The sequence below is a fragment of the Lentzea indica genome (assembly GCF_012184385.1).
Lineage (GTDB): Bacteria > Actinomycetota > Actinomycetes > Mycobacteriales > Pseudonocardiaceae > Lentzea > Lentzea indica.
The window spans coordinates 49,946-73,740 of sequence record NZ_VSRL01000017.1 but is presented as its reverse complement, the minus strand read 5'-3'; the positions used below and the strand labels follow the sequence as shown (position 1 = coordinate 73,740).

Sequence of the window (23,795 nt, the reverse complement as noted above, 5' to 3'; positions counted from 1 at the left end):
GGATACCGCCAGGTCTTCCAGGGCGATACCGCGGCCGGTGCGTTCGGCAACAGCCACAATCTGCTTGGCGATCCGATGGTTCACGTGTGTCGCGTGCCGTGCCTCTCGCTTCGCGCGACGTTTCAACCGGCGAGTCGCGGACTTGGTGCGCTTGGCCTGCAGCTCGGCACGTTTGCGGGCATGCCAGCGCCGATAGCGCCGCAGGCGACGCCCCTGGAAGTTGTCCAGGTCGCTCGTGGTCGCCAGGTTCGCGATGCCCCGGTCGACGCCGATCCAGTCGACCGGGTCGAACTCGGCCTTCTCCTCAACATCGCAGGTGGCGACCAGGAACCACATGCCGTCCCTGTGCAGCAGGTCCGACTCGCCCTGCCGATGCGCGCGCAGGGTCGTGAGCTGATCCGGCGAGCCCGTGAACCGCAGGTTCTTCACCCGGCCCGCAACGGTCCAGATCGACACCGTGCCCGCGTCGTGCTGCCACGACAAGCAGCGGTCATCGAACGGCTGCGCGGCATCAAGCCGGAACCCGATCGGTTTCGACTCGGCCTTCACCCGCCGCTTGCCGCCCGCGGGACCGAGGTTGCCGTTGCGGATGGTCGCGTGCAGCGTCGTGTACGCGTCCGCGACCTTCTTGATCACGTGCTGGGCGGCCTGCGCACCCAAACCCCGCGCCTTCAACGCGGCGTAGGTGGGTTTGCGCAGCGCGTACTCACGAAACACGCCGGTCTCATACGCCACCCGCGACACCTCATCGGCGGCGTCGTTGCACGCGCGCAGAGTCGACCGCAACGCCGCCGCCTGCTCGGCGGTCGGCAGCAGCTTCACCTGCACGACGAGCTTCACCCGAGCGACCGTACCGAACGCGTGTTCGAGACAGGCGCCTGGGTCCGGGCAACATCACCTCCCAGCGGGCGTACCTTTCCTCGCTGCGCCAGGGCGCCGCGGAACCGCAGAACGCATTCCTCCCTGCCCTAACGGCCGGGGTTCCTGCGATAGCTTCGCTGAAAGGTGAAGTCCTCGCGAGCCCTCGCGTCGACGGCCATGGGCAGACGGATCCGGCCGGAATCGGTCGAGCGTTTCACGGCGGACCGGCTCAGACCGAACCCGGCCATCAGCAGCTTCTCGACCCGGATCGGCGCCGGGAGCTCGAACCTGACGATGACTTCGAGAGGGTGCGGATCACTTTCGATGTCGTAGAACGGCATGTCGGTCTCCAGCTCCCACGTACCGGTCCAGTCGAGCCGGCGCTGTGCGTGGACCAGTTCGCGCACGATCGCCGGGTCGTTGTTCTCGAACATCACCAGCCGCTCGTGATCGAGCGCCTGCACGTGAACGCGTTCGTGGACCGGGATCTTCGACGTGCGGTCGCACCGCTCGCACCCGATCAGCAGCCAGACGTCGAGGAGCTTTCCGTTGGCGTTCACCCGGATCTTCCCGGTCGAGTGGTGACGCGTGAACCTGCACGAGACGCAGGTTTTGACGATGGCGGGCAGTCCGAGCTCGCGGACGACCCACAGCGACTTGTTTTCGGCATGACGAATAGAGCTCATGTGATTCGGTGATTCCCCAGGAGTCAGTGGCGTACGGAAAAACCCGCACCGTCCACACGGGTGCGGGTCAGCTGCTCACCGGGTCAGGACCACATGGCCGTCACAATGGCCAACGGCGGGGTTGGCACGCAACGCAATTTCCGGGGCTTCAGAACCTCTGCGCGATCTCCTGCACCGCGTCGGCCGCGATCTGGGCGGCGGCCTGCCGCGGCGAGGGGGCGTCGACGATCTTCGCGACGAGCCTGCGCATGTTCGTGCTGATCTTCGCGAACGCGGACTCCGCGGTGGCCTCGATGTCGCCGAACAGCGTCCACCACCACCAGGAGTTCGTGGCGGAGTTCGCGACCACGTCCGGGATGATCAGCGCGTTGATCCGCTCCTCGGCTTCCTTCGTGACCGGCATGTTGGCGGCCTCGACGATCAGCCTGGCCTTGACCCGGTGCGCGTTGTCCTCGTTGATGGCGTAGCTCGTGGCGGCCGGGACGAGCACGTCCGCCTCGACGTCGAGCCACTTGTCGCGGTCGAGCTGGACGTCGGTTTCACGAAGCTTCGAGCGGTCGATGCCGCCGTGCGAATCCCGGGACAGCAAAAGGGTTTCCACGTCGAGGCCATCAGGGTTGGCTACCACACCGTGGACATCAGCGAGTCCGACGATCTTGACGCCGGCCTGGGCGAGGTAGCGGGCCGTGGCGCCGCCCATCGAGCCGAAGCCCTGGATCATCGCCGTGGGCTTGCGGAGATTCAGCCGTTCGATGCCGGCCAGCGCGGCCTCGGCGACGCCGTAGCCGCCGACCAGCTCGTCCAGGCTGACACCGTCGACCGTGACGTCGAAGGCGTCCGCGAGGCGCCGGCGAGCCTTCTGCTCGTCGTCCAGCAACGGGTACACGGCCTGGATCGAGGACTGCAGCCCGATCTTCTCGATGACCTCGTCGATGGTGGACTGCCGCAGCCCGAGGTCCTCCCCCATCGTCCAGAAGCGTTCGATGTACGGCGACATGGCGAACAGGTAGGCCGTGAGGACTTCTTTCGCCCTGGGGTCGTACGGGTCGAAGTCGATGCCGCCCTTCGCGCCCCCGAGCGGCACGTAGGACGCCTCGGGGTCGTAGTTGAGTGCCTCCTTGGCGGTCATCCCCTCGGCCAGCCCGCGCACCTCGTCGAGCGTGCAGCCCGCGCGCATCCGCAGGCCCCCGCTGCTCACCCCGCGCACGAGCCGGTCGATGACGAGGTAACCGCGCGCTTGTGTTGCCGGGTCGGTCCAGGTGACCTGGAGATAACTCATGGAACACACCCCTTGACTTCAGCGTATGACCGCGGTCACATGGTCCGGCCAAATAACTGACTGACGACTCAGTTAACCATCTGGAGGGCCCGTGAGCGAGGTACAGCCTCTCAGCGGCAACTGGCTCAGCGAACGCACCCACCTGCGAAAGTCACTCCGCAGGGTGGACGTGACGTTCTACCTGCTCTGCACCCTCGTCGGCCTGGACACGATCGGCAGCGTCGCCGCCAACGGGCCCCAGGGCCTCGTCTGGATGGTGATCCTGGCGGTGGTGTTCTTCCTGCCGTACGGGTTCCTGACCACCGAGCTCGGCACGGCGTTCCCGGTCGAGGGCGGGCCCTACGTGTGGACCAAGCTCGCGTTCGGGCGGATGGCTGCCGGCGTGAACCAGGTCCTGTACTGGCTGTCCAACCCGCTGTGGATGGGTGGCACGCTGGCGATCATCGCCGTGACCACGTTCGAGACGTTCTTCTTGCCGTTGGGCATGGTGGGCAAGCACATCGCGGGGCTCGCGTTCATCTGGGCCGGTGTGCTCGCGGTCGCGGCGTCGTTGCGGATCGGCAAGTGGGTGCCCATCGCGGGCGCGTTCGCCCGGATCGTGTTGCTGGGGTTCTTCACCCTGTCTGTCGTGGTGTACGCGGTGAAGAACGGCGTACAACCGTTGTCCGGTGGGGACTTCGTGCCCACCTGGGCGGGTTTCGTCGCGTTGGTGCCGGTGCTGATCTTCAACTACGTCGGCTTCGAGCTGCCCTCGACCGCCACCGAGGAGATGACCGATCCGCAGCGCACCGTGCCGTTCGCGATCCTGCGTGCGGGCTTCGCGGCGTTCTTGTTGTACGGCGGGCCGATTCTCGGGATCCTGCTGGTCGTTCCGGCGTCTCAGATCCAGGGCCTTGGCGGGTTCATCGACGCCGCCAAGCAGGTGCTGACCGTCTACGGCGGATCGGTGTCCGCTGACGGGACCGTCACCTTGACCGGTGCGGGTGCGGTTCTGGGAAGTGTGTGCGCCGCCGGGCTGATCATCGGCGTGCTGACTTCGGGCGTCTCGTGGGCGATCGGCGCGCACCGGGCGCAGGCGGTGGCCTGTGCCGATGGTGCCGGTCCCGCGTACCTGGGCCGGTTGTCCTCTCGTCACGGCACCCCCGTGCGCGTGAACGTCCTTTCCGGACTGCTGGCTTCCGTCGTTCTGGTGACGGCGTTGAGCCTCACGGGCGGCAACTCCGAAAAGTACTTCACCGCCGGGCTCGCCCTGGTGATTTCGACGACGTTCATCAGCTACCTGCTGACGTTCCCGTCGATGCTGGTGCTGCGCCGCCGGCTGCCTCACGTCGCACGCCCGTTCCGCGCACCTTTCGCCGTGCTGACAACAGTTCTGACGACGGGCCTGGTGGCGTTCACCGTGGTCGTGCTGATCTGGCCGCTGGACCTGCCTTCCGCTTTCGAGGGCGAGCGGGCGCAGTACACGTTGTCGCAGGTGGTGCCGTTGCTGATCGTGATCGGCATCGGCTTCTTGTTCTACGCGCTGGGTGCGCCTACGCGTGCACGGGATCGCGACGTGCGGCGGGACTTCATTTCGACATCTGGATGAGGAACTCCGCGTTGCTCCGGGTCCTGCGCAGCCCTTCGAGAAGCACGTCAATCTCACGGTCCGCCATGGCCCGGCGCATCGCGTCGGTGATCGCGAGTTCCTGCGGGGAGACCAGCAGTTCCGCCTTGCGGGTGCTGGACTGGTGGAGGTCGACCGCGGGGTAGATCCGCTTCTGCGCGGCCTTGCGGTCGAGCTTCAGCTCGGCGTTGCCCGTGCTCTTGAGCTCCTCGAAGATCACAGTGTCGGCCAGCGACCCGGTCTCGACGAGCGCGGTGGCGAAGATCGTGAGGCTGCCGCCTTCCTCGATGTTCCTTGCGGCGCCGAGGAACTGCTTCGGCGGAGTGAGGGCCGTCGAGTCGACGCCACCGCTCAGGATGCGGCCACCGTTCGGTGCGGCGAGGTTGTAGGCACGGCCCAGGCGCGTGAGCGAGTCGAGCAGGACAACGACGTCCTGACCGTCCTCGACGAGCCGCTTGGCCCGTTGCACGGCCAGTTCCGCTGCCGCGATGTGGTTGCGGGGATGCTCGTCGAACGTGGAGGCGAACATCTCGCCGGGAATGGTGCTGGTGAGGTCCGTGACCTCCTCCGGCCGTTCGCCGACGAGCGCGACGATCAGGTGGACTTCCGGGTTGTTCTTGGCGATCGCCTGCGCGATCTGCTGCAGCACGATCGTCTTGCCGGCCTTGGGCGGCGCCACGATGAGCGCCCGCTGCCCCTTGCCGACCGGCATGACCAGGTCGATCGTGCGGGTGGTGAGCTCGTCCGGGTCGTGCTCCAGACGGAGGCGCTCGTTGGGATAGAGCGGCGTCAGGTCCTCGAACCTGGGCCTTTTGTGCGGCTTGCGCCCGTTGACGGTGTCAACGCTGATGAGCTTGTCGTTCTCGGCTTCGCCGCTGATCTGGTCGCCGCGGCGCAGGTCGTGTTGCCTCACGAGGTTCTGCGGCACCTGCGGCCCGTCAACGAGGAAAGCCTTGTTGTTGCGTATGTCTAGTACACCGATGTGCATCGGGTCTGTCCTTTCAGGAGGGTTGCTTGAGATGCGCTTCGTCGACCCCGCGCACAAGGCGTGCTCGTGCAGGAGGAGAGCGCTGCAGATGCGCTTTCGGATGCATCTGAATGTGGGTCCGCCAGCGTGAGAAGCTGGGGTCTTGGCTGCGGATTCGGGATCGTCCAGCAGCTGATCGGAACTTACGTGCGCTGGGTGCGCACCGCCGGTTACAGGCGAACTATAGCAGAGAACGTCAGCCGCGCGCTTGTTATTCCGCGCACTTCTTCCAGGACAGCCGGAACGTCGTGCTCACGCTCGAATCGGTCGAGTCCATGCTCATGAAGCTGGTGTTGCCCTTGCCGTTGACCTTCAGCTCGGCCTCGATGGTCAGCGGCTTGCGGTCCTTGCAGGGCCCATGCGCGACCCCGCCCGGCGTGTCGGTGACGTGCCAGTTGTCACTCATCGGCCCCTGATACGTGTGCATGCTGTGCCGCGTGGGGAACCCCGGGAAGCGGTAGTCGTTGCGCACGACACCTTTCGCGCCTTCGGTCAGGTGCGCGAACCCGCGGAAGTCCGTCGCCGCGATGCCGTACGTGTACCCGGCCGCGTGGTTGAGCCTGAGCGCGATCGTGCAGCTCTTCTTGGCCTCGCTGCCCTTGGCCTGCACCAGGAAGTCGCTGTAGGTCACCGTGAACGCCTCGTTGTCCTGGGACATCGCGACGGTCGTCGTGCCTTTCGGGCAGCCCGTGCCGCTGACGCTGACCACGTCGATGGTGACGGGGCCGGGAGGCGGGACGAGTGCGGCCAGCAGTGCCACCACAGCCAACATCGAGGCCTCCTCACATCGCTGTGGGAGAACCTATCGGGTCCCGCAATCACGCAAATGGCGCAGCAACGCGCGCGCCTCCTCGCGGCACTCGGTGCTCCACATGGCGAGGCACATCGCGGCGCCAACGCGTAGGTGCCGCGGTACCGCGGCATCGGTCGCCAGTTCGCGGGCCACGCCAGCACTGATGCCACTGTGGTAACGGCGCAACTCGACGATGCTTTCCGCGGCCCGCAGCCGCACCACCGGCCCGAGGTCGACGTCGGCCGCCATGTCGTGCAACCCGGGAAGGCCTTCGTCCCGCCACCAGTCACTGATGTGGTGCAGCACGCGCACTCGTTGCAGCGGGGTGGAAATCGGGAGAAGCCCGCGCAGAACGGTGCGCATTTCCTGCCGCCTGGTGGGACGTGCCACGCACACAGCCGCCGCCGCATCGGCCCTCGTACCGACCGGCAGGTCGCTGTCGCGCGCCATCGCCTCGAGCAACCGCACGCCCTCGGATCGGCCGGCGACACCCAGCTCCGTGAGATCGCGGGCTGCCCGCCACCGCAACGCCGGTGGGCACGCCTGATCGGCCGCGATCGCGCCGAGGACACGCGCGCAGGCCTGTCGATCGTCCAACGAGAGCATGAGGAGCACGTTGACCGCTCGGCTGCGCTGGAAGGGCGGCCGGGCGGGGTCGTCACGGATCGCGCGGAGCTCGTCGAAGGCTCCGGCGTACCGGAGCTCGTCCACCCGCACCCGCCACGGCGCGTCCCGGTCCGCCAGCAGGAAGTCCCGCACCGACGGCTCGTCGGAAATCCTTCCGATCAACAGGGCCGCCTGTCGACGTTCGCGCAACGGGCGGGCCTCGTCCAGGACGACCTCACGAGCCCGGTCGTGCACGAGTTGCCACGCGCCATGCCTCGCCGCGTTGACCAGAGCTGCCTCACTCCCATCCGCGAGCAACAACGCAACCGCTTCGGGGTCCTTCCGCACGGACATCCGGGAGAGCATCGTCGCGGCGTCCCGGCGATCAGCCGCGGAGGACTCGGGTGCCACGAGAAGCTCGCGGATGGCGTCCTCCGCCTCCGCACGCAACGGGATGTCGTCCCACACATCGGCCCGCGGTATGCGGTGCACAACCTCGACCGACTGGTCGAGCAGGAGGAAGCGTTCCAGTTCCGTCCGGTGCGCACGCGGCAGCGTGCGGGCAAGCCTGGCGGACAGCTCGTCCGTCGCTTCTGGATCGCGCGCCGTCCCGATGATCAGCCTGGCGAGCCGAGGCGACACCGGACTGTCCACCGTGGCCAAAGCTTCCACCGCCGATACCCGCTCGCCGACACCAGCGTGGGCACTCTCCGCCCACCGCCACAGCACTTCGATCACAGCGGGCTCGAACGTCCGATCCAGTTCCACGAGCGCGGTCGCGGCGTCACACCTGACGGACATCGGCAGGCCGGGATCGCGCAGCGCCTCCAGGTGCGCGGCGACCGCCGCGCCCAGCACCGTCGGATCCGCGCCCTCGACCAGTGCTCGGTAAGCGCGTGACCTTGAGTTGAAGTCCGCGTACGGGTGCGCGGCCTGCTTGCGCAGCAACGGAACCCCTTCGGCGCCCAGCAGGCAGGCCGCGGCCATCGACTCGTGGAGCGATCTGTCACGATCGGCGACGACGCTCCGCAACGGCACCCGTACGTCAACGCCCAGCCCGGCGAGTTCCGCGACGAGGCCCCGCCACGACTCCAGCGCGATCTCACCAGCCGCGCGGAACGTCAGGCTCGTCGCGACGGCGAGATACGCGCTGTCCGCCTTCGCCAGCATCACGGCGACACGTGCCCGCTCGTCGAGGTCGTACGACAGGTCGAAGACGAGTCTGCGCATGGACTCCACCGGCACGTCCTCGCCGAGAACGTCCAACCCTTCCATCACCGGCAACGAGAGAAACGGATCAGGGTCCGCCTCGCTCAGAACCTCCAGGAACGCCTGAGCGAGGGCGGATCGCACGCCGTGCCCGGCAGAGGCGAACATCCTCGCCACGTAGTTGATGTCGAGGATCAGACCGGTGCGGACGAGCACCAGCACACCGTCCACCGCCTGACGGTGGAAGGCCCGTCCCAACGAGGTCAGCCCTAGCGCCGCCTGCAGTCGCCGGCGCAGGGACCGCCGGCCGTCGTTGAGCGCGGCGACGAGAATCTCCGCCGCGGCACGGCGATTCCCCGTGCTCGCCGATCTGAACACCGGCCCCAGATTGGAGAGCTGAGCGTTCACGTCGTCGGCGCGGGCCAGCGTGAGCAGTTCCGTCTGCGCGCGCTCACTCAGCCCTGGGCCGAGATCGTTCAGACGCGACCACGCCGCGGCCACGACCTCGGGATCCCGCTCACTCCTGATGATGAGCAGGAGCTCATCGGCGGCCTCCGCATGGTACTCAGGGGCGCATCTGATCAGTTCCCCCGCGATGGCCCTCCGTTGTGCCGGAACCACGCACAGGTCGACGAGAGCTCGGCGCATCAGCGTGATCGCGTCGCCGCGATACGGCTCGCCCAGGTTCGTCAGTTCCCGCAGCGACGAAACGAAGTCGTAGCGCGACCTGGAGCAGTGATCGAGGACGCGCTTGAGGTGCCCGGCGGCCTCATCGTGGAAAGCCGGCCCCAGCCGGGCGAGCGCGCTCGCCGCGGCGATGACGTAACCCCATGTCGCGCCCGGATCGGCGAGCACCCTGCGCAGATGCTCGACGCCGACCTCCCGGGAACAGAGCTCACTGAGCGCAGGCGGGTGCTGCCGCCGCGCCTCCGGGCCTGCGTCGATCTGTGCCAGCAGCAGCTGGGCCGCCGCAGCCCGGTCGACGTGGGCCGAGCGACCCCAGCGCCATCGCGGCCGCGCTCCGCAGGCCCACCAGAATCCGGTGGTCGGTGGCCAACGCCGTGAGAGCTTCCGCGGCCTGCTGCGCACCACCGAGCGACGCAAGACCGACCGCGGCGTCGCGTCTGCCCTCCATGCTGTGCGCCCGGTCGCGCAGCACGGACAGGAAGACCTCCGCACACCTGTCGTGGAACTCGACGCCGATCTCGGCCAGTCCGCCCGTCGCCTCGACCAGGTCGGGCACCGGTGTGTCCACATCGGACATGATGCGCTGAAGTGCGGCGACCGCGTACTCACGTGCCTGGCCACCGAACGCGGACAGAACGACGGCGGCGTTGCGACAGTCCGCCCCGAACGCGAGCGGGTCGTCGAGGACCGAGCGCAGGCCGCGTTCGGCCGCGTCCCGTTCGGAGGAGCCGCTGTCTGCCAACGCTTCCGCTGCGATCAGCCGGTGTTCCGCCGGTGCCGCTGTGTTCTCCACACCGGCACGGAGGAACACGATCGCCTCGTCCGCACGGGGATCGCGCAGCCTCAGTGCCAGCGCTGTCGCGGCCTCCGCGCGCGACTCCCACGGCGCCTCGTCGTCTCGGAGCAGATCGAGGAGCCAGTCCGCGAGGCCGGGGTGGTGGGTGGCGCGGCTCGCCCTGGCCAGGATGACGCCTGCGCGGTACTGGGTGGTCATCGCCCAGCCGCGCACGGTGGTCAGGAACTCGTCGACCAGAGACTCGCTCGCGGGCAGGTGCCTGCCGAGGAGTCGGGCGGCGAGGAGGTGCTGCTCGGAGGTTCCGTTGTGCAGCCACCGCAGCAGTTCGTCGGCCTGTTCGGGGTGCAGGTGGGTGTAGTGCAGGAGCACCGCCCGTGCGAACCGGCCCTCCACCAGCGGTCGCGCCCGGTGCAGGAACTCGGCGATCGACGGGTTCTGCGGATCGAACTCCGCTGGCAGGTCACGGGCCTCGGCCGTCGCCGCGACGTGCTCCGCGAAGCTGTGGTGGAGGAACGTCAGGTCGCCGCCGCGCGGGACGAACGGGCCTGCCGCCGTGAGGTGTGCGATGAGTTCTTCTTGCGTGCCCGCGTCTTCGTTGCAGTGCGCCCAGTCGCGGATGGCCGTGGTCAGGGGGACGTCGGAGCGGAGCCGCGTGCGGCCGAGGTGTTCGACCAGTGCGGTGCAGTGGTGTTCGAACGCAACAGGTGTGGAGCGAGACGACCTGATGAACGCGAGATAGGACTCGTAGAGCTGGAACTGGTTGCCGGGCAGAGGGCGGTCGCCGTGCTGTTCGAAGACGATCGCGGCGATGGTGGCCAGCAGCGGCACGGCGACCAGTTCGAACAGGTGGGCGTCGCGGATCTGGCGGAGGAACGTGCGGGTCTGGTCGTCGTCCTCGAACCAGTGCGCGGCAAACCGTCGCAGGGCTTTCTCGTCGAAAGGCAGGAGCTCGTAGCGAACGGCGCCGGCGCGCTGCAGAGGTGCGAGGACGCCGCCTTCGGCAGGTCGGGTGGTGAGGAGGACGCGGTAGGCGTCCTTCGCCGACCAGGCGGCCAGGGTGTGCACGATCTCCGCGCGGGCGTCGCTGTCCGCCACCTCGTCCAGTCGTCGATCAGCAGCAGCCAGCGGCAACCGGACACCCGGCGGGCGAAGAGGGACGGGTCGAGTGGTCCGCTCAGGTAGCGGCCGTACTCCGCGGAGGCGCTGTCGGCGAGCGTCTGGGAGATCGACCGGCCGAGATGGGCGGCCAGGACCCTGGCCGGAATGCGCAGGGGCAGCACGGGTTCCGCGATGGGGGCGGCATCGTCCTCGCGTGCTGACCACGCGGCGACGATCTCGGCGGTGAGGCGGAGCGTGAGGGTCGACTTGCCCTGGCCGGGGCCTCCGGTGATCACCAGGTGGTCGTCGTTGTCGAGCACCGAGCGCATCGGTTTCGAGGGCGGCCGCACCGCCACCCTGACGACAGCGGGTGCGGTGGGAGCCTCGACCAGCTGCCCGTGTTCGTCGAGCTTCGGTGTGGGCGGCTGGTCCGGCGGAGCCTCGTCGAGGCCGCTGCCGACGTCCTGGCGCACGTAGACCGTGCCGAGCGACGGCCGGCGGGCGCCCGGGAGCTGATACGGCAGGAGGTCCGCGGCCTGTTCCTGAGCCCACAGCAGGTCTTTGACCTCGGAGGGCAGGATCGTGACCGACGCCCAGCCGCGGGCTTGGATGCTGAACTCGAGGTCATCCTCCGCCATCGGGGGATGATCTCATGTCACCGCGGTACATTTCGTGTCAAATCAAGGACTTATGCGCCTGCCAGGTCGCCCATCACGTGGATCACCGTGGGGCGGTCGGCGGTGAAGGCCTTGCGCAGCGCGATGGCGAACTTGTCCTCGTCGTCCACGGTGAGGCCGTGGCAGTTGAGACCCTTGGCGACCTTGACGAAGTCGACGCCCGGCAGGTTCACGCCGTGCACGGGTTCGCTGCGGTCGACCATCTCGCGGCGGATCTCGCCGTAGCCGCCGTTGTCGCAGATGATCACCGGCAGCGCCAAGCGTTCCTGGGCCGCGGTGGCGAGCTCCGGGAGGGTGAACATCACGCCACCATCGCCGTGCAGGGCCACGACCTGGCGGTCGGGAGCGCCCATCTTGGCGCCGATCGCCGCGGGGAGGCCGTAGCCGAGGGTGCCGAAGCCGGTGGGGTACAGGAAGCTTGCCGGGCCTTCGAGGGGCAGGTTGGACAAAGTGCCGTAGTAGCAGGCCATTGCGCTGTCGCCGGCGATGATCGCGCCTGGGGCCAGGACTTCCTGCATCGCCTCGACGAGCGGGAGCCAGGGTGCGCCCTGGGCGCGGGCGTGTTTGCGGAAGAGTTTTTGCCAACGCTCGGCGCGTTTTGTGGCGTCCTCGCTGGTTTTGGCGTTGCCCAGACGTTGGTTCAGGGCCGTGACGGTGGCCTGGGCGTCGCCGACCAGGCGGTAGTCCGGGAGGGCGTTGGTGATCATCTGGGCCGGGTCGACGTCGATGCGGATGAGATCGCCGGGGAACTTGAGCGGGCCGTTCCACAGGTCGGTGGAGGCCAGTTCGGTGCCGATGGCGATCACGACGTCGCACTCGGCCACGAACTCCGCCACCGCCTTGTGGTGCAGGCCCGCGCCGATGGAGAGCTGGTGGCGTTCGGAGAAGGTGCCCTTGCCGTTGGCGGTGGCGACGACCGGGGCGCCCAGGCGTTCGGCCAGGGCGGTGATCTCTTCTGCGGCACCCTTGGCGCCGCCGCCGATGATCAGACCTGGCCGCACCGCCGCGTTCAGCCGGCCCACGGCCGCGGCGATCGTGACGGCGTCGGCCGGTGGGTGGGCCACCAGGACGGGAGGCACCTCGCTGGCCTTTTCGACGGTGTCGATGAGGTCCAGCGGGATCTCGAGGTGGGCAGGGCGGGGACGGCCGGATGTCATGTGCGCGAAGGCTTGTGCGACGGCGAGCGGGATTTCGGCGACGCTCTGCACGCGGTTCGAGTAGCCGATGACGGCTTCGAGCGCGACGCTCTGGTGCCTCACCTCGTGCAGGGTGCCGTTGCCGCGGCCTGGGTGGCGCAAGGGCATTCCCGGGGAGATGAGAAGTACTGGCACGGAGTCGGAGTACGACTGGGTCACGGCGGTCATGGCGTTCAGCACTGCTGGGCCGCTCGTGGTGAGGCAGACACCTGGCTTGCCGGTGACGCGGGCGTAGCCGTCGGCCGCGAAACCGGCGCCCTGCTCGTGGCGGGGTGTGACGTGCTTGACGTCGTGCTCGGCCAGGTAGCGGTAGATGCCGAGGTTGTGGGTGCCGGGGATGCCGAACACCAGCTCGGTGCCGTGCGCGACGAGGGCGCGCACCAGCGCGTCACCCCCGCTGATGCGAGGTGGGGTCATGCTCATGCTCATGCCACGCGTCGTCCGCTCGTGTCGTTCAACGTGTCCCCCGAAGGGATGATCAGCGCGTCCACGGCCAGCACGCCGTCTGGCCCCACGCGGACGGGGTTCAGCTCGATCTCCGCGAGGTCGGGTCTGGCCACGAGCGTCTCGGAAATCTGTGCGATCACCTGGGCCAACGCTGTCACGTCCGGTTCGGGAGCGCCGCGCCAGCCCGACAGGAGCGGGGCGGAGACGAGGCGTGCCAGCATCTCTCGCGCTGTGGCGGGAGTCACGGGCGCGAGCTCGATCGCGGTGTCCCTGAACAACTCTGCGTGGATGCCGCCCGCCCCAACGAGAATCACTGGACCGAACGAGTGATCGCGCTTGGCGCCGATGATCAGCTCGACGGTGTTCTCGCGCGTGTCCATCTCTTCGAGGACGTACGTGCCGGGGCCGAGCCTGGCCCGCATCTCCTCGAACGCCGCCGCGGGGTCGGTGACGTTGATCTTCACGCCGCCGTGCTCGCTCTTGTGAGCGAGCCAGTCGGCTTTGAGCGCGTACGGACCCGTGAGGGTGGTCGCCTTCGCTTCCGCGGCCGACGTGACCACGTGCGCCCTCGGGAACCTGACGAAGCCGAGCAGCTCGCGCGCCGCGAGGTAGCCTGGCCGGTACGGCGCGGCGGTCGTCGGCAGGCTCACGCAGGCGTCCCCTCCAGGGGGTCCCCCAGCTTCAATTCTTCCAGGCAGCACCGACAGTTCCTGGCCGGTCGGTGCGCCAACGGACCGTTGATCAAGCGCGCCGAACCGTGCGGCGTCACCGAGTGCGGCGACCGCGCGCTCGATCGTGTGCTGCACCGGCACGCCGCCGGCCCGCAACGCCCGCACCGCCGCCGAGTCCGGACGCATGCTGTGCACGACCACCGGAACGCCGGTTTCCCTTGCCAGCGCGCAGATCCGAGAGGCGACCGCCACCTCGGAGACCTCCAGTGAGGGCGTGTCCTCTCCGTAGCTGCCGAAGTAGCCGGACAACACGACCGTGTCGACCTCACCTCCGCGCACAAGAACTTCGACCACGCGGGAGTAGTTCACCAGGTCCTGCTCCCCCGCCCCGGCGAGGTCGATCGGGTTCCGCGAAGACACGCCCACCGGAAGACCGTCCACAGCGGACAACGCGGGAACCGTCAAACCCGCCGCGACAGCGAGATCCGCTGCGATCGCACCCTGCCCGCCGGAGTCGGAGACGACCCCGACCCTGGCACCACGCGGCGGACCAGAGGACAGCACCGCGGCCAGGTCGGCCAGCGCGGCGGGCGTCGCCACCCGAACCGCGCCCGCCCGCCGGCAGGCAGCGTCCACAACGTCCAAAGGGGACGTCAGCGCGCCGGTGTGTGACAGTGCGGCTTCCTGTGCGGCAGTGGAGGATCCGACCGTCAGCAACACCACCGGTTTTCCGGCGGCGCGCAGCTCCGACATGGCCGTCACGATCCCAGGACCGAAGCTCTCCAGATATATACCGACGACAGTGGTCATGTCGTGGGAGACCAGGTCCAGCAACGCTTCCGCCGCCGTCACGTCCACCTGGCTGCCCACCGAGACGAACCGGGACACCCCGATCCCCGACGCCGCCGCGAGCCCGGCGATCTCCAGCCCGACCTGCCCGCTCTGCGACACCACGCCCAGCGAGCCCGGCTGGAACTGGCCCCACGCGAGGTGCAACGACGTCGCCGCGTCGAACACGCCCAGGCAGTTCGGCCCGAGCATGCGAGCGCCGGCGGAACGGATCCGGCCGATCACCCTGTCATCGATTCCTGAGGTGATGCCGACGAATCCGCGCACGCCGACCGCCAGTGCCTCGTCCACCACGGCCGGCACGTGAGCCGCGGGCACGGCCAGCACCACGAGTTCGGGCGCTGAAGGCAGTTCCGAGAGGGATCGGACTGTGGGCTGCGACAGAACAGAGCCGCCGCCGTGGTTCACGAGGTGCACCGCACGGCGCGAAGAACCGGCCAGCGCGCCGCGGGCGAGCCAGTGGCCCCATTTCGCCGGGTCGTCGCTGGCACCGACGACCGCGACGGACGCGGGATCGGAGAAGATCATCTCGCACCGAGACCGCGGGAGATGATGAGGCGCTGGATGTCCGAGGTGCCTTCCTCGATCTCCTCGAGCTTGGCGTCGCGCATCCACCGCTCGACGGGGTACTCGCGGGAGTATCCGTAGCCCCCCAACGTCTGCACGGCGGCGTGCGTGCACCACATGGCGTTCTCCGAGCCGACGAGCTTCGCCATCGCCGACTCCTGCGCCACGGCGTGCCCCGCGTCGTACAACGTCGCCGCGCGCACGGTCAGCAGGTGCGAGGTGTCGACGCGCGTGGCCATGTCCGCGAGCCGGAACGCCACCGCCTGGTGCTGGATGATCGGCACGCCGAACTGCCTCCGCTCAGCCGCGTAGCCGGAAGCGAAGTCGAGAGCCGCACGCGCAAGTCCGGTCGTGGCCGCACCGATGAGGATGCGCGAGGCGTCGAAGGTCCGCATCAGCCCGACGAACGCCTGGCCTTCCTCGCCGAGCCGGTTCTCCACGGGCACGCGCACGTCGTCGAGGAACACCTCGGCGTTCACGATCGCGCGCTGCCCCATTTTCCGGAACGGCGGCCCGACCGAGAGCCCTGGGGTGTCACGCGGCACCACAAAGGCCGTGACACCACGCGATCGCAACGAGGGATCCACCGTCGCGAAGATCACGAACAACTCGGCGTAGGGAGCGTTGGAGATCCAGGTCTTCTGTCCGTTGAGGACGTACTCGCCGCCCTCACGACGCGCTGACGTCTGGATGCTCGCCGCGTCCGACCCGCTGCCGGGCTCCGTGACGGCGACGGCGGTGAGCGGCGGCCGGTCCGTCCCGAGTGGACTGAGGAACCGCTCCTGCTGCTCGGGCGTGCCGAGGTGCTCGACGGGAGCGCTGAAGAAGCCGTTGGACGTGATCAGGTTGCCGATGCCGATGTCACCGTGGCACAGCTCCTGCTGGACGAGAACCTGGGTCAGCAGGTCGGTGACACCGCCGCCACCGAACTTCTCGGAGATCATGAACGACGTCAGCCCCAGCGCCGACGCCTTCTCCCAGACGTCGAGCGGCGACTCGGTGTCCGCCTCGTCGACGGCACGCGCCCGCGGCCGGATCTCCCTGGCGGCGAACTCCCTCGCCAGTTCGACGAACTGGTCCTGTTCCGCCGTGAGCCGCAGGCCGTCCCTGACGGTACGCCCCATCTCGCACCCCTAAATTGACTGACGAATCAGTTATTCACGATCCACGGCGCAGCCTAGCTGTGTCAAGACGCATCGGGAGGTGCGCGAACGGGTGATGAGCGGGGTCGATTCAGGTGGTCTCGACGCCTCGGACGAACAGCACTGGCGTGTCGGCGGACGGCGCTCTTCGGCGTGGCGGGACCACCGGCGAAGAGCCGCGCACTGGACATCGGCAGTGGGACCGGTTCGCCGCCGTAGCCGCGCGGCTCGGCGACAGCGGCCGAACGGTCACCTGCCGCCTGGCCGGACCCACGGCCGAGGCGGTCTGACGGCTGTCAGAAGCCCCGCAGGGCCGCCCGGACGATCTCCAGGGCCTCCTGCCGCGAGAGGCCCAGTTCCGCGGACATCGCCGCGTACTGGGCCGCCGCCGCACGAACGCGCTCGCGGTTGCTGTCGCCGTTCGCGCTGACGACGGTTCCCGCGCGGCCCTGGTTTCGACGAGGCCGGCCTCCTCCAGCTCACGGTAGGCACGCGCCACCGTGTTGACCGCCAGACCCAGGTCCTTCGCCAGAGCGCGCACCGTAGGCAGTTTGGCGCCCACCGGCAGTTCTCGGTTCGAGATCGCGTGCGCGTAGTGCACCCGCACCTGCTCGTACGGAGGTGTTTCCCCTTGGTGGTCGATCTTCACTGCGCCCCATCCTCCCCGGCATGTCACTACCTCTGTATTGACCAACGGAGGAACGCGGCGGAGGTTGCGGTCGAATCACCGGAGATTGGTCTGGTCCGCACCCATCTGCACGTACAGCTTGCGCCAGCCTTCATCGGCTTCCGTGGCTGCTTTGCCGTCACAGTAGGGCTTTTCGCCGTTGGATGTGTAGTAACGGAGGATGGACAACGAGACGACGGTGTCCCAATTACCTTCGTCGAAGTACGCCTCACCCGGCTTCTGGTCCTGGTGCTTCATACAGGAGATGTCGGCCTGCTGTTGGTCGTCGAACTGGGCAGCAGCCGCACCTTCCGAGCTGCACGCGGTCAAAGCGAGTGCCGCGAACACGAACACGATCAGTCTCTTCATGATCCCTCTCCTGACTAACCGGCCAGCGCACGCGTGGCCAGACCGACTCCGACGAGCATCACCATCGCCGCGGTGCCCAGCGGCGTGACGTCCGCGAACCTGCGGAAGCGGGCCAGGCGCGGCCCGAAACGTCCCGCAGCGAGACCAGCAACAACCCTGCGGCGGTCAACGTCGCCGCCATGCCCACGCCGTAGGCGAGCACCAGCACCACGCCGAACCACGTGCGGCCCAGCGCGATCGCGCCCAGCAGGACGACCAGCGCGGACGGCGACGGCACCAGGCCGCCCGCGACACCCATTCCGACGAGCCCCGCCCGGCGGTGCCCATGACCATGACCGTGTCCATGCCCATGACCATGTCCGCGGTCGTGCCGCATACGACCACGAGACCGCACCGCCGAGCGGAGCAGCACTCCTCCGATCACCGCGACCAGCAGACCGCTCGCTACGCCGAGCCAGCGCAGAACCGACTCGCCGGCGATGACGCTGGACACGCTGAGCAGCAGCCCCAGCACCAAGACCCCCGCCGTGTGGGTGATGGTGACCGTGGCGCCGACAAGGAGTGCGTCGCGGCGGGTTCCTCTCGAACCCGCCAGGTAGGCGGCCATCACGGTCTTGCCGTGGCCGGGCAGCGCGGCATGAGACGCGCCCAGCACCAGAGACAGCAGGACCGCACCGATTCCGACCACCGGGGTGAGATCACCCACCAGTCCGACGGCCGCCTTCGTGGCTTCACCCAGTGCCCCAGGCGGGGTTACAACAGTCCCCTCACCTGGTTGAGCGAGGAACCGCACCGCCCGGACGTCCAAAGGCGATGACAGCAGGTCTTCCGGATAGCTCCGCAGCTCGTTGCTGACCGACTCGGCCGGTGCACCGGACACCGCCATGTCGACGCCGACGACGGTGATCTCGCGCCAGCCCGGCTTGTCCTTGAGGTAGGAGTCGCTGAACGTCACCTCGACCTCGCCGCGCACCGGCAGAACGGCGGTGTACTCACAGGTCAGGCGCATCGTGGGCAGGCCGGCCTCGCCCGGCGGACGCACGACATCGGCGTCGCGCACCTCGAACGTCAGCTGCCGCTCGTCGGCCATGGCGTCCAACGACTTCGCGCGTTCCGCGCAGCGTTTGCGGGCGTCCACGAAGTCGCGGTCCTGCAGGGTCGGGATCTCCGCGCTGTCCACAACGGACCGCAGCTCGATCCGGTCGGCGAACACCCGCAGGCCGTCGTAGTGGTTCACGCTGAGGTTGCTCAACGGGTGCGCCTGCGCCACTCCGCCCATCAGCAGCATTCCGAACACCACCAACAAGAACACTCTCATCGCAGGCTCCCCAGAATCGCCTCGCGGTGCCGCAGGACTTCCGCGTCACGCCAACCGAGTGCGATCGCCTTGTCCGAGTACGGCAGGGCCTCGGCGGAACGCTTGTTGACGTGCAGAGCCCACGCCATCGCGTCAGCGGTGAACACGCTCTGCCGCTTGGCCCACTCCCTCTCGGCGTACCGCAACGCTTCAGCGGGATCACCGTGGTCAGCCGTGATCAACGCGGCGGTGAGGTCGTCGCCGCCGAGAGCACGCAACTGCTGCAGCGCGAGGTCGTACTGCGCCCGTGCGTCCTGCGGCCTGCCGGCCTTGTCCAGAGCCTTGCCGTACTTCACCAGGTACTCCGGTGACGGCGCCTTCGCCACCAGCCCGCGATAGACCTCCAGCGCCTCCTCATTGGTCCGCCCCTTCAGCTCATCCAGGTGGAAGCGGCAGAACTCCGCCTCCTCCGCCGAAGAAGCCGACTCCAACGCCCGGTTGAGAGCGTCCCGAGCGTCGTCCAGACGTCCGTGCAACTCGAAGTGATAGGCAGCGCGGGTGAACGAGGCAACGCCCGGCCGCAGGTCCAGCATGCGTTGCAGTGCAACGGAAGCACCAGCATCGTCACCGAGCTGGGTCAGTGCGTCGACGAGCACGCCCTGAGCCTGTGCTGAGTCCGGCAGCGCCGAAACAGCGCGCTGGCCCCAGTCGCGAGCGGCAGCGAAGTCGTGCTTCGCGTTGGCGAGCGCACCACGGCCGATGAACGCCTCACCGTTGCCGTCCGGCTTGAGCCGCAACGACTCGGTCAGCGCCTTCTCGGCGCGGGAGTGGTGCTGGGGATCGAACGTGACTCGGGCGAGTTCCACGTGCGTGGCACCGAGCTGGGCCCACGCGGCGGCGTCGTCCGGGGTTCGGCGGAGCTTGGCCTGCAACGACTCTGCGTTGCGCTGCAAGGAGGAGGTCTGCGTGGCGGCCGGTGTTGCCGCCTGCGGGGAGGCGCAGGCGGCAACGGCGAGCAAAGCTGCCAGCAGCGGAATGGTCTTCCACATCTGAGGCACCTTCGCTTAGCGGGAGTTGACCGCCCTGTTGCTCGGCAGTCCGACGTACGGGAACTTGTCACCGAAGCGAACGTCGTTGCCGTTCACCCGGTCACCCTTGGCGAGCGCCGGCACGAGCTTGCCGGTCTGCGCCGCGCCGACCACGGCCTGGATCTCGATGTCCACGACGTCGTCGGCGAGCCTGCGGCCGTTCGGGAAGCCCTGCAGATCGCCGCCGAGCACGCCCAGCCGGTTGGGGTTCTTCGTCACCGGCGTGGACATGTTGAGCCGCAACATCTCCGACGGCGCGAACTTCTTCGGGTCCACGTCCGCGTTGTTCAGCTGCGAGTTGAGGTCGGCCTTGATCGGGCCACCCGCCTTCGTGGTGATCCCGGTCAGGAAGATCTCCACCAGGTCGGCCCGCGGCGTCTTCGGCGCGGGGATGCCGTAGATCGCCTGGATCAGCCGGGCCAGCTCCGGATCGTTGACCCGGTCCAGCAACGCCTGCACCCTCGCGTCGTTGACGGGTTGCAGCCCGTTGAACGCGTCCTTGATGGGTGCCGAGGACACGACCTCGTTCACCAGCGGGTTGCCCAGCCGCGACACCTGGACGAAGTCGCCCTGCGGGGTCGCCTTGCCGGGTTCGAGCTTGAGCGAGCGGCGCTCGGTGTCGCTCCACACGCCGATCACCGGGTTGCGCTTCGGGTCGCCCTTCAGCGCGAGCATCGTCTTGGGCACCTGGATGGCGATGGTGTTGACGTTGTACCCCATCAAGGTGTCCTGGTTGACCTCCTTGAGGTTTCCGCCGTACAGGAGGTCGAACACCCGCAGGTCCAGGAAGAACGAGTCCTCCGACGGCCCGACGTAGACCTGGCCGCCACCGGGGAGCTTGGCCGTCGCCTGGTCCCTGATCGCCCCGAAGTTCGGGAACGACGCGGGACCTGTGTTGGACGGCGCCGCCCTGCCGTTGCGCACCAGCGGGGTGGTCTTGTTGCCCTCGATCAGTTCGAGGTTGTAGTTCTGCCGGAACAACAGGTTGTCGTCGTTGATCGACGTGACCGGACCGTTGTTGTAGAGGAAGGTCGGCGACTTGCCGCCACGCCGGTCGTCGGTGGTGAAGGTGAACCGGAAGGTCTTGTCCGGCACCGCGTCGCCGTCGGCGTCGACGTTGAGGTCGTACCGGGCGTCCGTGGCCCACGGGTAGAAGTTGGGGCCACCGTTGGGTTCCTGCAGTCCGAACCAGTTCCCGATGAGCGTGACCGTGTCGGGTCTGTCCGGGCTGGTGAAGGCGTAGACGTCGGTGTTGTCCACCGCCGGGTCCGCGGCGATCAGCGGCGCCTCGCGGTGGCTCGACGCCTCCGCTGCCGGTATCGCCGCCGCCGCTGCGACGACGGCTGCGGCGATCGCACCGCGCCGTAATCGCTGTTTGTTGCTAGTTGGCATTGTCCTGCTCCCTTCCAACAGCCAGGGATTCGGAGCAGGACGCCCGCCGGTTCGGTCGTGACTTTGTTGTTATTCGGCCGCTTTCGGTGCGACGACCGTGCCGCGGGCCCGCGTTACGACGATCGGCTCAGCGAGTACGTCCGCCGCGGAAGGTCCACGATCGGGCGCCGAACGGCACACGACGCGCGCCTCGAACTCGATCTCGCGCGAGCGTTTTCCGATGCGCACCAACGTTGCCGTGGCCTCGACGACGTCACCGGCCTGGATCGGCGCCGCGAACTCGACGGAGCTGTACCCCGCGAACAACCCTTCGTCGGAGTCCGTGTGGATGAGCAGCTCGGTGGCGACGTCGCCGAACATGCCGAGCCCGTAGGCACCGTCGACCAGGTTGCCGCCGTAGTGCGCGTGCGAGTGCGGCACGTAACGGCGGTGCGTCACCGAAAAGCCTTCGACCAAAGCCCCGCTCACGCGGCGACCCCCTTCTTCTCCTGCATCGCGTGCACAAGGTAGCTCGCGACCTCACCCGGCGTGGTTCCCCGGCTGAACACCCGATCCACCCCCAGCTCACCCGCCATCAACGGATCGAACCGCGGGCCACCGGCGACCAGCAGCGGCCGCCTGTCCCCCATCGCCTCGCGGAACGCCGCGGACATCTCCTGGGTGTTCAGGATGTGCGCGTCGCGCTGGGTCACCACCTGGGAGATCAGCACGGCGTCGGCCTTCTCGGTGCGAGCGCGGCGGACGAGTTCTGGGACCGAGACCTGCGCGCCGAGGTTCACGACCTTCAGCTCGCGGTAGTACTCCAGGCCCTTCTCGCCCGCGAAGCCCTTGATGTTGAGGATCGCGTCGATGCCGACGGTGTGCGCGTCGGTGCCGATGCAGCCACCGACGACGACCAGCTTGCGCCGCAACACCTTCTTGAGCGTCGTGTTGACCTCGGCCGGGCTCAGCAGCGGGTACTCGCGCTCGACGACCTTGACCTCGTCGAGGTCCACGAGGTGCTTCACCGAGCCGTAGACGACGAAGAACGTGAAGTCGTCGCCGATGGGGTGCGAGTGGACCACCATCGCGGGGTCCATGCCCATCTTGTTCGCGAGCTGCTGCGCCGCGCCGTCCGCCTTGGGGCCGAAGGGAATCGGCAACGTGAACGACGTCTGGATCATGCCGTCGCCGGTGGTGTCGCCGTAGGGCCGCACGTACCTCTTGGAGTCGGTCACTGCGCGGCCTCCAGCATCTCGCTCGCGGGGTTGAAGTACGCCTCCGCCTTGGTGATGACCCCGTCCGCGCCCTTGCCCTGATCGGCGGGACGCTTCATCAGGCCGAACGTGCCGTCCGCGATCGCGTTCAGCAGACCGTCGTCGACGATGCGCTCCAACAGGTCCACGGCCTCGCCGAGCACCTGGTGCGCGCGCTTGACGATGAGACCGTCCGGTGCGGGGCGGAAGTCCTCCGCGAGGCTGCCCGCCGCGTTCAGCACGTACCGGACGTTCTGCAAGGCGAGGTCACGGTCGGACAGGAACGGCGTCACGACCGCCTCGGTCATCATGCCGACGAGCAGAATGGACTGTCCTGTCAGGACACCGGCGAGGTTGAAGAACCCGTCCAGCAGATAGCCGTTGAAGACGTCACCGGTCATGTGCTTGGTCGGCGGCATCCACTTCAACGGCGCGTCCGGGAAGAGCTCGCGCGCGAGGAGCGCGTGCGCGAGTTCGAGGCGGAACGAGTCGGGCACCTTCGGGTTGATCTCGAAGGCGTGACCGAGGCCCAGCAGGTGGTCGGGCAGTCCCGCTTCGTGGGCGAAGTGCTCGTTGAGGAGCTGACTCACCGTGACCGTGTGCGCGGCGTCGACGGCGTCCGCGGTGGTGAGGTAGTTGTCCTCGCCGGTGTTGATGATGATGCCGGCGCGTGCGTGCACCTGGCGGGAGAAGCGCTGGTCGACGAACGTGCGGATCGGGTTGATGTCTCGGAACAGGATGCCGTACATCGAGTCGTTCAACATCATGTCGAGCCGCTGCAGCCCGGCCAGCACCGCGATCTCCGGCATGCACAGGCCGGACGCGTAGTTGGTCAGCCGCACGTACCGGCCGACCTCCTTCGACACGTCGTCGAGCGCCGCGCGCATGATCCGGAAGTTCTCCTGCGTGGCGTACGTGCCCGCGAAGCCGTGGTGCGTGGCGCCTTCCGGCACGTAGTCGAGCAGGCTCTGGCCGGTCGAGCGGATCACCGCGATGACGTCAGCGCCCGCGCGTGCCGCGTTCTGCGCCTGCACGACGTCTTCGTCGATGTCGCCGGTCGCGACGATCAGGTAGATCCACGGACGCTGGGCGGGATCGCCGAGTTTGTGGATCAGCTTGTCGCGCTGGGCCCGGTTGCGGTCGATCGTCTTGATGCCCTTGGCGACGGCTGACGTGGCTGCCTTGCGGGCCGCCGTCAGGTCTTTGCCCGTGGGGATCTTGAACTGGATCTGGCCTGCTGCCGTGGCTTCCGCGAGTTCGGTGAGCGTGCCGAAGTTGTTCTCGCGCAGTGCGTGGAAGGCGGGGAGCACCACACCGTGCTCCAGGCCGCACTGCTCGCGGACCGTGTCGATCACGCGGTTGACCCACGGCACGTCACCGGCGCGGTGCGTGGAGTCCGCACCGGTGATGCCTGCCAGGCGAAGTGTGGCGCGCTCGACGGCAACGGTGGTGTGCGCCTTCGCGATGGACACCACCGGTTCGGCCGCCCGCGCCGCGAGTTCGCGCGCGGTTGCGACCACTTTCGGGTCGAGGTCGAGCAACGCCATGAG

19 protein-coding genes and 2 pseudogenes are annotated in these 23,795 nt (G+C 68.2%); 3 read left to right on the top strand and 18 right to left on the bottom strand.

Features of this window, described 5'->3' with window-relative positions:
• From FXN61_RS55155 to FXN61_RS07685, 3 genes are all read right to left on the bottom strand, one after another.
• The coding region (locus FXN61_RS55155; protein WP_167971621.1) for a transposase at positions 1 to 840 on the bottom strand (840 nt) is incomplete at its 3' end.
• 128 nt (positions 841 to 968) lie between these two features.
• Positions 969 to 1,547: a DUF1062 domain-containing protein gene (locus FXN61_RS07690; protein WP_167971619.1), complete on the bottom strand. Its 579-nt coding sequence runs from the start codon at positions 1,545 to 1,547 to the stop codon at positions 969 to 971.
• 148 nt (positions 1,548 to 1,695) lie between these two features.
• Positions 1,696 to 2,826: a Glu/Leu/Phe/Val dehydrogenase dimerization domain-containing protein gene (locus tag FXN61_RS07685; RefSeq protein ID WP_188134792.1), complete on the bottom strand. Its 1,131-nt coding sequence runs from the start codon at positions 2,824 to 2,826 to the stop codon at positions 1,696 to 1,698.
• 91 nt (positions 2,827 to 2,917) lie between these two features.
• Here FXN61_RS07685 and FXN61_RS07680 point away from each other — a divergent pair, with 91 nt between their 5' ends.
• Positions 2,918 to 4,414: an APC family permease gene (locus tag FXN61_RS07680; protein WP_223165337.1), complete on the top strand. Its 1,497-nt coding sequence runs from the start codon at positions 2,918 to 2,920 to the stop codon at positions 4,412 to 4,414.
• On the opposite strand, the pseudogene rho reads toward FXN61_RS07680, so the two are convergent.
• From rho to FXN61_RS07660, 4 genes and pseudogenes are all read right to left on the bottom strand, one after another.
• Positions 4,395 to 5,411: pseudogene (rho, locus tag FXN61_RS07675) on the bottom strand (transcription termination factor Rho); the annotation flags it as partial. The gene FXN61_RS07680 and the pseudogene rho overlap by 20 nt on opposite strands.
• Positions 5,412 to 5,670: 259 nt before the next feature.
• Positions 5,671 to 6,231 (bottom strand): DUF4360 domain-containing protein, encoded by a 561-nt coding sequence (locus FXN61_RS07670; RefSeq protein WP_167971613.1) that lies wholly within the window; start codon positions 6,229 to 6,231, stop codon positions 5,671 to 5,673.
• A 30-nt stretch (positions 6,232 to 6,261) separates the two neighbouring features.
• Entirely contained in the window at positions 6,262 to 8,922 is a 2,661-nt protein-coding gene (locus FXN61_RS07665) for a hypothetical protein (protein ID WP_167971611.1), read from the bottom strand.
• 40 nt (positions 8,923 to 8,962) lie between these two features.
• A complete protein-coding gene (locus FXN61_RS07660; protein WP_167971609.1) occupies positions 8,963 to 10,681 on the bottom strand; it encodes an NACHT domain-containing protein in 1,719 nt (572 codons plus the stop codon).
• A 222-nt stretch (positions 10,682 to 10,903) separates the two neighbouring features.
• Between FXN61_RS07660 and FXN61_RS07655 the strand changes: the two genes are divergently transcribed.
• Positions 10,904 to 11,125, top strand: coding sequence for a hypothetical protein (locus FXN61_RS07655; protein WP_167971607.1), 222 nt, complete (start codon positions 10,904 to 10,906; stop codon positions 11,123 to 11,125).
• Positions 11,126 to 11,336: 211 nt separating this feature from the next.
• Here FXN61_RS07655 and FXN61_RS07650 read toward each other — a convergent pair whose 3' ends face one another.
• The 3 genes from FXN61_RS07650 to FXN61_RS07640 are packed head-to-tail and all read right to left on the bottom strand — an operon-like array spanning position 11,337 to position 16,179.
• Positions 11,337 to 12,938 (bottom strand): 5-guanidino-2-oxopentanoate decarboxylase, encoded by a 1,602-nt coding sequence (locus FXN61_RS07650; RefSeq protein ID WP_167971604.1) that lies wholly within the window; start codon positions 12,936 to 12,938, stop codon positions 11,337 to 11,339.
• Positions 12,939 to 12,946: 8 nt separating this feature from the next.
• Complete coding sequence (locus FXN61_RS07645; RefSeq protein WP_167971602.1) at positions 12,947 to 15,016, bottom strand: acetate--CoA ligase family protein; 2,070 nt, start codon at positions 15,014 to 15,016, stop codon at positions 12,947 to 12,949.
• Positions 15,013 to 16,179 (bottom strand): acyl-CoA dehydrogenase family protein, encoded by a 1,167-nt coding sequence (locus FXN61_RS07640; protein ID WP_167971600.1) that lies wholly within the window; start codon positions 16,177 to 16,179, stop codon positions 15,013 to 15,015. The genes FXN61_RS07645 and FXN61_RS07640 overlap by 4 nt, the downstream gene beginning before the upstream one ends.
• Positions 16,180 to 16,292: 113 nt before the next feature.
• Here FXN61_RS07640 and FXN61_RS07635 point away from each other — a divergent pair, with 113 nt between their 5' ends.
• Positions 16,293 to 16,487 carry a hypothetical protein gene (locus FXN61_RS07635; RefSeq protein ID WP_167971597.1) on the top strand — a complete coding sequence of 65 codons (195 nt, stop codon included), beginning with the start codon at positions 16,293 to 16,295 and terminating at the stop codon, positions 16,485 to 16,487.
• Positions 16,488 to 16,493: 6 nt separating this feature from the next.
• Here FXN61_RS07635 and FXN61_RS07630 read toward each other — a convergent pair.
• The 8 genes and pseudogenes from FXN61_RS07630 to kamD form a co-directional block, all read right to left on the bottom strand.
• A pseudogene (locus FXN61_RS07630) lies at positions 16,494 to 16,846 on the bottom strand (GntR family transcriptional regulator).
• Positions 16,847 to 16,921: 75 nt separating this feature from the next.
• Positions 16,922 to 17,233: a putative periplasmic lipoprotein gene (locus tag FXN61_RS07625; RefSeq protein ID WP_167971595.1), complete on the bottom strand. Its 312-nt coding sequence runs from the start codon at positions 17,231 to 17,233 to the stop codon at positions 16,922 to 16,924.
• Positions 17,234 to 17,291: 58 nt separating this feature from the next.
• Positions 17,292 to 18,551: a nickel/cobalt transporter gene (locus FXN61_RS07620; protein WP_167971593.1), complete on the bottom strand. Its 1,260-nt coding sequence runs from the start codon at positions 18,549 to 18,551 to the stop codon at positions 17,292 to 17,294.
• On the bottom strand, positions 18,548 to 19,579 hold the full coding sequence (locus tag FXN61_RS07615; protein WP_167971591.1) for a tetratricopeptide repeat protein: 1,032 nt from the start codon (positions 19,577 to 19,579) through the stop codon (positions 18,548 to 18,550). The genes FXN61_RS07620 and FXN61_RS07615 overlap by 4 nt, the downstream gene beginning before the upstream one ends.
• A gap of 15 nt (positions 19,580 to 19,594) precedes the next feature.
• Positions 19,595 to 21,010, bottom strand: coding sequence for a DUF4331 domain-containing protein (locus FXN61_RS07610; RefSeq protein ID WP_167971589.1), 1,416 nt, complete (start codon positions 21,008 to 21,010; stop codon positions 19,595 to 19,597).
• Positions 21,011 to 21,079: 69 nt separating this feature from the next.
• On the bottom strand, positions 21,080 to 21,478 hold the full coding sequence (gene kal, locus FXN61_RS07605; protein ID WP_086669316.1) for a 3-aminobutyryl-CoA ammonia lyase: 399 nt from the start codon (positions 21,476 to 21,478) through the stop codon (positions 21,080 to 21,082).
• The gene (gene kamE / locus FXN61_RS55150; protein WP_167971587.1) at positions 21,475 to 22,227 is read right to left on the bottom strand and encodes a lysine 5,6-aminomutase subunit beta; all 753 of its coding nucleotides are present in this window, start codon (positions 22,225 to 22,227) and stop codon (positions 21,475 to 21,477) included. The genes kal and kamE overlap by 4 nt, the downstream gene beginning before the upstream one ends.
• The gene (kamD, locus tag FXN61_RS07595; RefSeq protein WP_167971585.1) at positions 22,224 to 23,792 is read right to left on the bottom strand and encodes a lysine 5,6-aminomutase subunit alpha; all 1,569 of its coding nucleotides are present in this window, start codon (positions 23,790 to 23,792) and stop codon (positions 22,224 to 22,226) included. Before kamD ends, kamE begins: the two co-directional genes overlap by 4 nt.
• Positions 23,793 to 23,795: the final 3 nt, after the last annotated feature.

Excerpts from the sequence above, each read along its gene's own strand:
- FXN61_RS07690 (WP_167971619.1), bottom strand. The coding sequence starts at position 1,547 with ATGAGCTCTATTCGTCATGCCGAAAACAAGTCGCTGTGGGTCGTCCGC.
- FXN61_RS07685 (WP_188134792.1), bottom strand. The coding sequence starts at position 2,826 with ATGAGTTATCTCCAGGTCACCTGGACCGACCCGGCAACACAAGCGCGC.
- FXN61_RS07670 (WP_167971613.1), bottom strand. The coding sequence starts at position 6,231 with ATGTTGGCTGTGGTGGCACTGCTGGCCGCACTCGTCCCGCCTCCCGGC.
- FXN61_RS07650 (WP_167971604.1), bottom strand. The coding sequence starts at position 12,938 with ATGACCCCACCTCGCATCAGCGGGGGTGACGCGCTGGTGCGCGCCCTC.
- FXN61_RS07645 (WP_167971602.1), bottom strand. The coding sequence starts at position 15,016 with ATGATCTTCTCCGATCCCGCGTCCGTCGCGGTCGTCGGTGCCAGCGAC.
- FXN61_RS07640 (WP_167971600.1), bottom strand. The coding sequence starts at position 16,179 with ATGGGGCGTACCGTCAGGGACGGCCTGCGGCTCACGGCGGAACAGGAC.
- FXN61_RS07625 (WP_167971595.1), bottom strand. The coding sequence starts at position 17,233 with ATGAAGAGACTGATCGTGTTCGTGTTCGCGGCACTCGCTTTGACCGCG.
- FXN61_RS07620 (WP_167971593.1), bottom strand. The coding sequence starts at position 18,551 with ATGAGAGTGTTCTTGTTGGTGGTGTTCGGAATGCTGCTGATGGGCGGA.
- FXN61_RS07615 (WP_167971591.1), bottom strand. The coding sequence starts at position 19,579 with ATGTGGAAGACCATTCCGCTGCTGGCAGCTTTGCTCGCCGTTGCCGCC.
- FXN61_RS07610 (WP_167971589.1), bottom strand. The coding sequence starts at position 21,010 with ATGCCAACTAGCAACAAACAGCGATTACGGCGCGGTGCGATCGCCGCA.
- kamD (WP_167971585.1), bottom strand. The coding sequence starts at position 23,792 with ATGGCGTTGCTCGACCTCGACCCGAAAGTGGTCGCAACCGCGCGCGAA.